Origin of the sequence: Citrobacter sp. RHBSTW-00859 (assembly GCF_013729795.1) — a bacterium.
Lineage (GTDB): Bacteria > Pseudomonadota > Gammaproteobacteria > Enterobacterales > Enterobacteriaceae > Citrobacter > Citrobacter braakii.
On sequence record NZ_CP056284.1, the window covers coordinates 4,088,947 to 4,101,420 of the forward strand.

A 12,474-nucleotide genomic window follows, 5' to 3' on the forward strand; every position below is an offset into this window, starting at 1 on the left:
GCATGGGTTAAACTTCTTAACATCTAAGCGCAGAATAATGACTGCGGCAACCGCTTTTGTCTCTGGTTACTGCTGATTTCGCAAAAAAAAAGCAACCGATAGCCAATGCATCTCGCGTAGGTCAGGTAAGCGTTAGCGCATAATTTTATCGCCGCGGGAAAGCCCCACCACGCCGGAACGGGCAACTTCCACGATTTTGGCGACTTCCCGTAGCGTTGCCAGAAACGCATCCAGCTTATCGCTGGTGCCCGCCAGCTGTACGGTGTAGATCGACGGCGTAACATCGATGATTTGCCCACGGAATATCTCCGTGTTGCGTTTCACCTCTTCCCGGCCATAGCCACTGGCCTGGATTTTCACCAGCATGATTTCTCGTTCAACGTGGGCGCCCTGCCCCAGTTCGCTGACGCGCAAAACATCCACCAGTTTGTGTAGCTGCTTTTCGATCTGCTCCAGGACTTTCTCATCCCCTACCGTTTGAATCGTCATTCGCGATAAGGTCGGGTCGTCAGTCGGCGCGACGGTCAGGCTTTCAATGTTGTATCCGCGCTGGGCGAAGAGACCAATCACACGTGACAATGCACCCGACTCGTTTTCCAGCAATACTGATAATATCCGGCGCATAATCAGGTCCTCTCCGTTTTACTTAACCACATTTCGTCCATCCCGCCCCCACGAATCTGCATCGGGTAGACATGCTCACTGCCGTCGACGGTGACATCAATAAACACCAAGCGATGGTTACGCACATGTTCCAGCGCTTCGCCCAGCTTGCTCTCCAGTTCGCCTGGATGATTAATCTGGATACCGATATGCCCATAAGCTTCAGCAAGGCGCACAAAATCGGGTAGCGACTGCATGTAAGACTGGGAGTGACGCCCGGAGTAAATCATGTCCTGCCACTGTTTGACCATGCCGAGATAGCGGTTGTTAAGGTTGAGCACCAGTACCGGTAGCTCATATTGCAGCGCCGTCGACAGTTCCTGGATGTTCATCTGAATGCTGCCATCCCCGGTAACACACACCACCGTTTCATCCGGCAGCGCCATTTTCACCCCTAACGCCGCGGGTAACCCGAATCCCATGGTGCCGAGGCCGCCTGAGTTAATCCAGCGGCGTGGTTTATCGAACGGATAGTAAAGTGCGGCAAACATTTGATGCTGACCAACGTCAGAGGTCACGTATGCATCCCCTTTCGTCAGACGCCAGATGGTTTCAATCACCGCCTGCGGTTTAATACTTTCACTTTGCGTGTCGTATTTCAGGCACTGACGAGCGCGCCAGTGTTCGATCTGTTGCCACCAGTCACGGTTATCATCCAGCGGCTGCTGCGATTTCTCCTGCGGCAGCAGTTCAAGCATCTGATCCAGCACCAGGCGAGCATCGCCCACAATCGGAATATCCGCAGTGACGGTTTTTGAAATTGAGGTCGGATCGATGTCGATATGCAGCACGGTCGCATTCGGGCAATATTTTGCCAGGTTATTGGTCGTTCGATCGTCAAAACGAACGCCGACGGCAAAGATCACATCAGAATGATGCATGGTCATATTCGCTTCGTAAGTACCATGCATGCCCAACATTCCCAGCGCCTGGCGATGCGTGGCCGGAAACGCGCCTAACCCCATCAGCGAGGAGACAACCGGCAGATTGAGTGCTTCGGCAATTTGCCCCAGTTGTTCGTGACAGGCGGCATTCACCGCGCCACCACCAACATAGACAACCGGTTTCTTCGCCGCGACCAGCGTCTGCAAAGCACGTTTTATCTGTCCTTTGTGCCCGGTCGTTGTCGGGTTATACGAACGCATACTCACCGACTCCGGCCAGCTATAAGGCAGTTTTTTCGCCGGATTCAGAATATCTTTCGGCAAATCCACCACCACCGGCCCCGGACGACCGCTTGCCGCCAGCCAGAAGGCTTTTTTCAGCACCTGCGGGATATCTTCCGTTTGTTTAACCAGAAAACTGTGTTTTACCACCGGGCGGGATATACCCACCATGTCGCACTCCTGGAAGGCATCGTAGCCAATCAGGGAGGTGGCGACCTGGCCAGAGAGGATCACCAACGGAATGGAATCCATATATGCCGTTGCAATCCCGGTGATCGCATTGGTTGCCCCTGGTCCGGAAGTGACCAAAACGACGCCCACTTCTCCCGTGGCACGAGCCAGGCCATCAGCCATATGTACTGCGGCTTGCTCATGACGGACTAACACATGATCAATACCGCCGACCGTATGCAATGCATCATAAATATCGAGGACGGCCCCCCCGGGATAACCGAATACCTGCTTCACACCCTGATCGATAAGCGATCGGACGACCATCTCGGCTCCAGACAACATCTCCATGGCTTGCCTCACTCTTATAATGAATTACGGTTTAACAACACATTAACCGCTGATGATGACGCATGGCAATTGACTCCGAAGGGGTGGCACTGGAGTAAATAAGAATAAAACGGAGGTTAGAATTGAATAAATGGAGAATTAAACCAGCATAAGCAATTGATATGATAAATAATCGCTTAAAAAGGGGGACTTACAGCAATTAGTCTATTTTTTTACACTTTCGGACATACGTAAAAAGTCGAGTTCAGCACAAAATTTTAGATATAAAGACAAAAGCAGAATAAACCAGATGTACTCCCCGATTTATTCTGCCAGCGGCTACTTCTTACATACGGAGACCAACAGTTCTTCCATCCATTGATGTCCTTTATCGCGCCCCGCAGCCTCATGCCAGGAAAGATAACATGTGCGGCTGTTCAATTTTAAAGGTAAAGGCAATATCTGCAGTTCTAAAGAATCGGCGAACTCTTCCGCCAACCAACGCGGCGCAATAGAGACCAGGTGCGTTTGCGACACAATATTAAGCACGCTGATTAATGCCATTCCCTGATAAGCCACGCAGGATTGTTTATCCGGTGTGTCATACCACGGCTGGCTGAATGAGGCGAAGCGATCGAGCGAAACCACGGCATGCTGTTCATGATAGAGATTGCTTTCCAGCAATGGGCCACTAATGCGCGGATGTTTTTTGCTTGCCACTAACACCATTTCGTCATTGAATAACGGAACACTGGTAAATTCCGGACGACGGAATTCTTCATAGCTAATAACAAACTCAGTTTCCTGATAACGTAATTGGTGCTCGGTATTTAGATTTAGTGAAGATTTAAAAACGACATTAATGTTCGGCGCGACTTGTTCAACTCGATTATAAATCAACGAAGTAAGAATATTATCCAATGGACTGCATACGCAAAGATTGAATACACGCTCGCTGCTGGTAGGTTCAAAGCCGGAACCAGGCAGTTCATTCTGCACTAATTGCAATGCCTGACGAACGGAGCCAAACAGCTGGAAGGCTCTTGCTGTCGGCTGGATTCCACGGCCATAACGAACAAAAAGCTCATCGTTAAACATGACTTTCAGGCGTGCGACCGCATTACTGACAGCGGGTTGCGACATCCCCAGCGTATGTGCAGCACGCGTAATATTTTGTTCCTGCATCACCGCATCAAAAACAGTTAATAAATTAAGATCAACCATGCGAAGCTGTGGCTTCCCCATCTCTATGAGATTAGATTTATCTATTATTTTTACTTCTGGCATATTTAACTCCACTGTCACTCTAAACTCCCTTTTCCCAGACGGAGTGCAGAAATAATCTCCGTTAATATGATTTACCATGCATATAAAATAAGAAAAAGGAAAAACATTAAAATTAGGAAAACATAAAGGCACAAATCTAAATGTACAAAAGAACACCACAAGCGTAGTGCGGCAGATGTCACTGCGCGATGATTCATATGTTTAAATTTCGAAAACAATATAACCATAAGCGTGGCGAATACACAATCATACGCACAGTGAATACGTATTTAAGTTTTAATTAAACATTTCTATTATTAACACATTAAAAGTTAACATTAATTTATCAATTATTGGGTAACACATTGGTTTCACCCATTCACAATGACTATAAAAGCTGATAAATCATAAAGATATGAAATCCCAAACGAGGCGTTATCTTCAGTTCTTCGTTACCATAAATGCAAATAAATATGCTTAAATATGTCAAACCGTGAAAAACATGTTCAACGATCAGATGATTAATTTTATATACCCTGAGAAATTCAGCACAATTCGCTTAAGTTTATCAGAAACTTTCCCCCTTAACGGGAGCATTTGCAGGGAATGGGGTTGACATCAGTCTTCATATCCAGTACCACTAAAAGCATATCGCATTCGCCTGGAGCTTGATTGATGACTTATATTGCTCGTTTTATCGGTCTACTACTACTAAACGCATTCTCATTGCGCGGTAGACTGGTGGACGACATTCAGCATTAAGTCAGCTCCAGTTAAGACAAAAAACCCGCGCCGTTGCGCGGGTTTTTTTATGCTCGAAGCAAGGCGCCCTAAAGACCAAGGACCTAAACCATGAGCCAGCAAGTCATTATTTTCGATACCACCTTACGTGACGGTGAACAGGCGTTACAGGCGAGCCTGAGTGTGAAAGAAAAACTGCAGATTGCGCTGGCCCTCGAGCGTATGGGCGTTGACGTGATGGAGGTCGGTTTTCCGGTCTCTTCACCGGGTGACTTTGAGTCCGTACAAACCATCGCTCGTCAGGTTAAGAACAGCCGCGTTTGCGCCTTAGCCCGCTGCGTAGAAAAAGATATCGACGTTGCCGCAGAATCTCTGAAGGTCGCTGAGGCTTTCCGCATTCATACGTTCATCGCCACCTCGCCGATGCATATCGCGACGAAATTGCGCAGCACGTTGGATGAAGTGATCGAGCGAGCAGTCTACATGGTGAAGCGTGCGCGTAATTATACGGATGACGTGGAGTTCTCATGCGAGGATGCTGGCCGTACCCCTATTGCCGATCTGGCCCGCGTGGTCGAAGCCGCGATTAATGCGGGAGCCAAAACTATCAATATCCCCGATACCGTGGGCTACACCATGCCTTTCGAATTCGGAGCAATCATTTCTGGTCTGTATGAACGCGTACCGAATATCGATAAAGCCATCATCTCCGTGCACACCCATGATGATTTAGGTCTGGGCGTTGGCAACGCGTTGGCGGCCGTCCACGCCGGTGCTCGCCAGGTGGAAGGCGCGATGAACGGTATCGGCGAACGCGCCGGTAACTGCTCACTGGAAGAAGTGATCATGGCGATCAAAGTGCGCAAAGATATCCTGAACGTACAGACCCGCATTAATCACCAGGAAATCTGGCGTACCAGTCAGTTAGTCAGCCAAATCTGCAACATGCCCATTCCGGCCAACAAAGCCATTGTCGGTAGCGGCGCCTTTGCCCACTCCTCTGGCATCCATCAGGACGGCGTACTGAAAAATCGTGAAAACTACGAAATCATGACGCCTGAATCCATCGGTCTGAACCAGGTGCAGTTGAACCTGACTTCCCGTTCCGGACGCGCCGCGGTGAAACACCGTATGGATGAGATGGGATATAAAGAGAATGAATACAACCTGGACAACCTGTACGACGCATTCCTGAAGCTGGCGGATAAAAAAGGTCAGGTATTTGATTACGACCTGGAAGCGCTGGCCTTTATTAATAAACAGCAGGAAGAGCCGGAGCATTTCCGTCTGGATTACTTCAGCGTGCAGTCCGGCTCAAATGACATCGCCACCGCCGCCGTCAAGCTGGCCTGCGGTGAAGAAGTCAAAGCCGAAGCGGCGAACGGTAACGGTCCGGTCGATGCCATTTATCAGGCCATCAACCGTGTGACCGAGTACAACATCGAACTGGTGAAATACAGCCTGACCGCCAAAGGGCACGGTAAAGATGCGCTGGGCCAGGTGGATATCGTTGCTAATTATAACGGTCGCCGCTTCCACGGCGTCGGTCTGGCAACAGATATCGTCGAATCGTCCGCGAAAGCGATGGTTCATGTGCTGAACAACATTTGGCGCGCCGAAGAAGTCGAAAAAGAATTGCAACGCAAAGCTCAGAACAACGAGAACAACAAGGAAACCGTGTGATGTCGAAGAATTATCATATTGCTGTTTTGCCGGGCGACGGTATTGGCCCGGAAGTGATGGCGCAAGCCCTGAAGGTACTGGACGCAATCCGCAACCGTTTTAACATGCGCATTACCACCAGCCACTACGACGTGGGGGGTGCCGCTATCGATAACCATGGTCAGCCGCTGCCGCCAGCGACGGTTGAAGGCTGTGAGCAAGCTGACGCCATTCTGTTTGGCTCCGTTGGCGGTCCGAAATGGGAAAATCTGCCACCAAACCAGCAGCCTGAACGCGGCGCGCTGCTGCCGTTGCGTAAACACTTCAAATTATTCAGCAACCTGCGCCCGGCTAAGCTGTACCAGGGTCTGGAAGCATTTTGCCCTCTGCGCGCAGATATTGCCGCGAACGGTTTCGACATCCTGTGCGTGCGCGAACTGACCGGCGGTATCTACTTCGGTCAGCCAAAAGGCCGCGAAGGCAGCGGACAACATGAAAAAGCCTTTGATACCGAGGTTTATCACCGTTTCGAGATCGAGCGTATCGCACGTATCGCGTTTGAATCTGCTCGCCAGCGTCGCCGCAAAGTCACGTCGATTGATAAAGCCAACGTACTGCAAACGTCTATTCTGTGGCGCCAAATCGTCAATGAAATTGCTAATGAATATCCGGATGTTGAGCTGGCGCATATGTACATCGACAACGCGACGATGCAGTTGATCAAAGATCCATCCCAGTTCGACGTGCTGCTTTGCTCCAACTTGTTTGGCGACATTCTGTCTGACGAATGCGCCATGATCACCGGATCAATGGGGATGTTACCGTCCGCCAGCCTGAATGAGCAGGGCTTTGGTCTGTACGAGCCCGCTGGCGGATCCGCTCCGGATATCGCCGGGAAAAACATTGCTAACCCTATCGCCCAAATCCTTTCGCTGGCGCTGCTGCTGCGCTACAGCCTGGACGCCAATGATGCGGCAACCGCAATTGAGAGCGCCATCAACCGCGCATTAGAAGAAGGCATTCGCACCGGTGACTTAGCCCGTGGCGCTGCCGCAGTCGGTACCGATGAAATGGGTGACATTATTGCCCGTTACGTCGCAGAAGGGGTGTAATCATGGCCAAAACGTTATACGAAAAATTGTTCGATGCGCACGTCGTCTACGAAGCGCAAAACGAAACCCCGCTGTTGTATATCGACAGACATCTGGTGCATGAAGTGACCTCTCCGCAGGCGTTTGATGGCCTGCGTGCGCATGGCCGTCAGGTGCGCCAGCCGGGTAAAACCTTTGCCACCATGGACCATAACGTATCCACGCAAACCAAAGACATTAACGCTTCCGGCGAAATGGCGCGCATTCAGATGCAGGAATTAATCAAAAACTGCAATGAATTTGGCGTCGAACTGTACGACCTGAACCACCCGTATCAGGGGATCGTTCACGTGATGGGGCCTGAGCAAGGCGTAACGTTGCCGGGTATGACCATCGTTTGCGGCGACTCCCACACCGCCACACACGGCGCGTTTGGCGCGCTGGCCTTTGGTATTGGCACCTCTGAAGTTGAACACGTTCTGGCGACGCAGACCCTGAAACAGGGGCGTGCCAAAACCATGAAGATTGAAGTTAACGGCACGGCAGCACCTGGCATTACCGCCAAAGATATCGTGCTGGCGATTATCGGTAAAACCGGTAGTGCAGGCGGTACCGGGCACGTCGTTGAATTTTGTGGCGAAGCCATCCGTGCGCTGAGCATGGAAGGCCGTATGACCCTGTGCAACATGGCCATTGAAATGGGCGCCAAAGCGGGTCTGGTCGCACCGGATGAAACCACCTTTAACTATGTGCAGGGTCGTTTACACGCACCGAAGGGTGAGGATTTTACCAACGCGGTTGCGTACTGGAAAACGCTGAAAACCGACGACAACGCGACGTTTAATACCGTCGTTACCCTGCAGGCCGAAGAGATCGCACCGCAGGTCACTTGGGGTACGAACCCGGGTCAGGTCATCTCGGTGAACGATAATATTCCCGACCCGGCGTCATTTTCCGATCCCGTTGAGCGCGCATCGGCTGAAAAAGCGCTGGCATATATGGGGCTGAAACCGGGTATTCCGTTAACAGAAGTGGCTATTGATAAAGTGTTTATCGGTTCCTGTACCAACTCGCGTATTGAAGATTTACGCGCTGCGGCCCAAATCGCCAAAGGGCGCAAAGTTGCGCCAGGCGTACAGGCGCTGGTTGTGCCGGGTTCTGGTCCGGTGAAAGCGCAGGCTGAAGCGGAAGGTCTGGACAAGATCTTCATCGAAGCCGGGTTTGAATGGCGTTTACCGGGCTGTTCCATGTGTCTGGCCATGAACAATGACCGCCTGAACCCAGGCGAGCGCTGTGCATCCACCAGCAACCGTAACTTTGAAGGCCGCCAGGGCCGCGGTGGTCGCACGCATTTAGTCAGCCCGGCCATGGCCGCCGCTGCCGCCGTTACCGGTCATTTTGCCGACATTCGCAGCATCAAATAAGGAAACTACCATGGCAGAGAAATTTACCCAACATACCGGCCTGGTTGTCCCACTGGATGCCGCCAACGTGGATACCGACGCGATTATTCCCAAACAGTTTTTGCAGAAGGTTACGCGCACCGGTTTTGGCGCTCATCTGTTTAACGACTGGCGTTTCCTGGACGAAAAAGGGCAACAGCCTAACCCAGAGTTCGTACTGAACTTCCCGGAATATAAAGGCGCGTCAATTCTGCTGGCGCGGGAAAACTTTGGCTGCGGCTCTTCCCGTGAACATGCGCCATGGGCGCTGACCGATTACGGCTTTAAAGTAGTGATCGCGCCAAGCTTCGCTGACATCTTCTACGGCAACAGCTTCAATAACCAACTGCTGCCGGTGACCCTGAGCGATGCGCAGGTAGATGAAATGTTCGCCCTGGTGAAAGCCAATCCGGGCATTAAATTTGAAGTGGATCTGGAAGCGCAGGTGGTGAAAGCGGGCGATAAGTCCTACAGCTTTAAAATCGACGACTTCCGCCGCCACTGCATGCTGAACGGTCTGGACAGCATCGGGCTGACGCTGCAGCATGAAGCGGCCATCACCGAGTACGAAGACAAGCAGCTAGCGTTTATGCGCTAGTCCTTGTGGTGCCGGATAAGGCGTAAGCTGCCATCCGGCACTACAAAAATCAAACGTCCTTTACCCGCCCGGTCATCACCAGCGTGACCACAGAAATCGCCGCAATCACCCAATAGACGGCAAAGTGACCGTAGCTTTGCGCAACAGCCCCCTGAATCACTCCCGCGAGAATGACCCCCGTTGAAATACTGTTGGTAAATAATGTGGTCGCTGACCCCGCACGCCCTGGCATAAGATCCTGAAACCACAGCATTCCTATCCCGGCGATGATACCGATAAATACTGCATTAAATAGTTGCAGCACCAGCAGCGCCGTGCGGCTGTGAAAGAAGATCAAACCAAGATAAAACAGTACGCCCGCCGCGACGGCCGCGATCATCATTCGCCGTTTACCAAAGCGCTTCACATAGTAGCCCGCCAGGATCATCGCCGGAATTTCCAGCCCAGCCGCCGTCCCCATCAGGATACCGGCCAGCTTGTCCGGTAACCCCAGCTCAAGGCTTATCCACAGCGGCATATCGATGATGTACATGGTATTGCAGGTCCACATCAGCGTGGAGGCAATAAACAACATGCGCACATTTTTGTCCTGCCAACCGCCGGTCTGTTCCAGCGGTACGTCAACAGGTTGCTCCACCCGCGTGACTGACGGCAGTATCAGCGCAATCAGCACCAGGCTAATGGCGAAAATCCCTGCGGCAATGGAAAACATCGCCGTAAAGCCGTAATTCAGCGCCAGCATGAAGGCCAGCGGCGGTCCAATTACCCAGGCCAGCGAAAGCTGCGCACGCATCACCGAGCTAAACATCACCACTTCACGCGCGGAGTTATCAGCGTATTCCCGCGCCAGCGCAAACAGCTGCGGCATGGCGGTATTCGCCAGCGAGGCCAGCAGCACACCGCAGGTGATAAGCGTGAGATAGTGGCGATTAAACGCAAACAGCAGCGCGTTTCCGATTGCCATCAGGCAGCAGAACATGATCAGCTTGCGCCTGTCGCCCTGGCTGTCGGATCGTTTCGCGAGGGCAAGGCTGACAACGATCCCGACAATCGCATTGACGGTATAAAACAGCCCGACCCAAAACGGCTGCGCCCCGACTTCACGGCTCAGGAACAAGCTCAGCGTGGGTGCCTGCAATGCACCTGCTACGCCCATCATAAAAGCGACTAGCATAAATGCCGCGTAAACGCCGTTGAGGCGCCGTCCCATGGTCATAATCCAGAGCATTACAGTTCCTTTTAGCGCAGCAGAAACAAAAAAAGCCAGCAGTGATTATCTGCTGGCGCGGCGATTAACACCAATACTCAGTCACACATGATGTCTGCAATTCCCAATTCAGGAGTCAGGCTGTCACCTCCCACTGCATCAGTTCTTCGAGCATCTTTAAGCGCTGCGGTGCGCTCAGGCAAGCCAACCAGGACGATTTTTCTGTCGCGGTAAAGTATTTCAACCAGAACTGACGCATAGATGACCCCTTCGTTGTCTCATCGCTTCATCGGAATCTATTATTGGCTTAATATAGGGATAATAAAATTGCTGAGTTTTTCGCAGGAGTTCCCCTTTTATGTCTTCTGGTCGTCTGCAACAACAGTTCATCCGTCTGTGGCAATGCTGTGACGGCAAAACGCAAGACACGACGCTGAACGAGCTGGCGGAGCTGCTGAGTTGTTCGCGCCGCCATATGCGTACCCTGCTCAATACCATGCAAGAACGCGGCTGGTTAACGTGGGAAGCCGAAGTTGGGCGAGGTAAACGCTCGCGCCTGACTTTCCTCTATACCGGGCTGGCACTCCAGCAGCAGCGGGCAGAAGACCTGCTGGAACAGGATCGCATCGATCAACTGGTGCAGTTGGTCGGTGACAAAACGGCCGTACGACAAATGCTGATTTCTCACCTGGGGCGCAGTTTTCGCCAGGGGCGGCACATCATGCGCGTTCTCTATTATCGTCCCATGCACAACCTGCTTCCCGGTACGGCGCTACGCCGTTCAGAAACTCATATCGCCCGGCAAATCTTCAGCGCCTTAATTCGGGTAAATGAGGAAAATGGGGAACTGGAAGCGGACATCGCCCATCACTGGCAGCAGATTTCACCTTTACACTGGCGATTCTTCCTGCGTCCGGGGATTCATTTTCATCATGGCCGCGAACTGGAAATGGAAGATGTCATCACCTCGCTGATGCGCATTAACGCCCTGCCGCTGTACTCGCACATCACGCAGATCGTTTCTCCCACGGCCTGGACGCTGGATATCCATCTCGCCCAACCCGACCGCTGGCTTCCCTGGCTATTGGGGCAAGTCCCCGCCATGATCCTGCCGCGAGAATGGGAGACGCTCAGCAACTTCTCCAGCCACCCAATTGGCACTGGTCCCTATGCGGTGATGCGCAATACCAATAACCAACTGAAAATTCATGCATTTGATGATTACTTTGGCTACCGGGCGCTGATCGACGAAGTTAACGTTTGGGTTTTACCCGATATCGGTGAAGAGCCTGGCGGTGGGTTGACGCTAAAAGGCCCCACGGAGGATGAAAAGGCGATCGAAAGCCGCCTCGAGGAAGGATGCTACTACCTGCTGTTTGATGCGCGCACCCACCGTGGCGCTAATCAGGAGGTTCGCGATTGGGTTAGCCGCGTTCTTTCGCCAACCCATCTCATCTGCCACGCCGACGAACAGTTTCAGCGACTGTGGTTTCCCGCCTACGGTTTGCTCCCCCGCTGGCACCATGCCAAACCCGGCCATGGTGAAAAACCCGCCGGACTGGAAACGCTGACGATCACCTACTATCGCGATCACATCGAACATCGGATTATCGCGCAGATCATGAAGACGTTGCTGGCAGAGCATCAGGTACAGTTAAATATTCAGGAGATCGACTACGATCAATGGCATGCGGGTGAAATCGTCAGCGATATCTGGCTCAACAGCGCCAATTTTACCCTACCGCTGGATTTCTCGCTGTTCGCCCATTTGTGCGAAGTCCCGTTACTGCAAAACTGTATCTCGCGGGACTGGGAAAACGATGCGGCCCGCTGGCGAACGGGCGAAATGAGCCTGGCGGCATGGTGCCAACAGCTGCTCGCCACAAAGGCCATTGTGCCGCTGATCCACCACTGGCTCATCATTCAAGGACAGCGCAGTATGCGCGGGTTACGCATGAATACCCTCGGCTGGTTTGATTTTAAATCAGCGTGGTTTGCACCACCGGATCCTTAGATCCGGCTCTTGATTGCCGCATAGCAACAAAATCATTACACTAACGCCGTTCTCAACGGGGTGCTAAATAAAAACATACACAAAATCATTCACGCTGCATCAAGGCGGCAAGCGAGTGAGTCC

11 protein-coding genes are annotated in these 12,474 nt (G+C 52.0%); 6 read left to right on the forward strand and 5 right to left on the reverse strand.

What is annotated here, in order from left to right:
• Positions 1–132 precede the first annotated feature (132 nt).
• The 3 genes from ilvN to leuO form a co-directional block, all read right to left on the reverse strand.
• Positions 133–624, reverse strand: coding sequence for an acetolactate synthase small subunit (gene ilvN, locus HV302_RS20545; RefSeq protein ID WP_003829566.1), 492 nt, complete (start codon positions 622–624; stop codon positions 133–135).
• Between the two features lie 2 nt (positions 625–626).
• The gene (ilvI, locus tag HV302_RS20550; RefSeq protein ID WP_181626517.1) at positions 627–2,351 is read right to left on the reverse strand and encodes an acetolactate synthase 3 large subunit; all 1,725 of its coding nucleotides are present in this window, start codon (positions 2,349–2,351) and stop codon (positions 627–629) included.
• A 318-nt stretch (positions 2,352–2,669) separates the two neighbouring features.
• Positions 2,670–3,617 carry a transcriptional regulator LeuO gene (gene leuO, locus HV302_RS20555; protein ID WP_016151687.1) on the reverse strand — a complete coding sequence of 316 codons (948 nt, stop codon included), beginning with the start codon at positions 3,615–3,617 and terminating at the stop codon, positions 2,670–2,672.
• A 654-nt stretch (positions 3,618–4,271) separates the two neighbouring features.
• Between leuO and leuL the strand changes: the two genes are divergently transcribed.
• The 5 genes from leuL (at position 4,272) to leuD (ending at position 9,130) form a co-directional block, all read left to right on the forward strand.
• Positions 4,272–4,358: a leu operon leader peptide gene (gene leuL, locus HV302_RS28655; protein ID WP_049269161.1), complete on the forward strand. Its 87-nt coding sequence runs from the start codon at positions 4,272–4,274 to the stop codon at positions 4,356–4,358.
• A gap of 90 nt (positions 4,359–4,448) precedes the next feature.
• Entirely contained in the window at positions 4,449–6,020 is a 1,572-nt protein-coding gene (gene leuA, locus HV302_RS20565) for a 2-isopropylmalate synthase (protein WP_181626518.1), read from the forward strand.
• A complete protein-coding gene (gene leuB / locus HV302_RS20570; RefSeq protein WP_016155686.1) occupies positions 6,020–7,111 on the forward strand; it encodes a 3-isopropylmalate dehydrogenase in 1,092 nt (363 codons plus the stop codon). Before leuA ends, leuB begins: the two co-directional genes overlap by 1 nt.
• Positions 7,112–7,113: 2 nt before the next feature.
• The gene (gene leuC, locus HV302_RS20575; RefSeq protein ID WP_065554751.1) at positions 7,114–8,514 is read left to right on the forward strand and encodes a 3-isopropylmalate dehydratase large subunit; all 1,401 of its coding nucleotides are present in this window, start codon (positions 7,114–7,116) and stop codon (positions 8,512–8,514) included.
• Positions 8,515–8,524: 10 nt separating this feature from the next.
• Positions 8,525–9,130, forward strand: coding sequence for a 3-isopropylmalate dehydratase small subunit (gene leuD / locus HV302_RS20580; protein WP_181626519.1), 606 nt, complete (start codon positions 8,525–8,527; stop codon positions 9,128–9,130).
• A gap of 49 nt (positions 9,131–9,179) precedes the next feature.
• On the opposite strand, the gene HV302_RS20585 is transcribed toward leuD, so the two are convergent.
• Positions 9,180–10,358: a sugar efflux transporter gene (locus HV302_RS20585; RefSeq protein WP_016155683.1), complete on the reverse strand. Its 1,179-nt coding sequence runs from the start codon at positions 10,356–10,358 to the stop codon at positions 9,180–9,182.
• Positions 10,359–10,473: 115 nt separating this feature from the next.
• Positions 10,474–10,596 carry a glucose uptake inhibitor SgrT gene (gene sgrT, locus HV302_RS20590; protein ID WP_016151681.1) on the reverse strand — a complete coding sequence of 41 codons (123 nt, stop codon included), beginning with the start codon at positions 10,594–10,596 and terminating at the stop codon, positions 10,474–10,476.
• A 99-nt stretch (positions 10,597–10,695) separates the two neighbouring features.
• On the opposite strand from sgrT, the gene sgrR reads away from it, so the two are divergent.
• A complete protein-coding gene (gene sgrR / locus HV302_RS20595; protein WP_095715624.1) occupies positions 10,696–12,351 on the forward strand; it encodes an HTH-type transcriptional regulator SgrR in 1,656 nt (551 codons plus the stop codon).
• Positions 12,352–12,474: the final 123 nt, after the last annotated feature.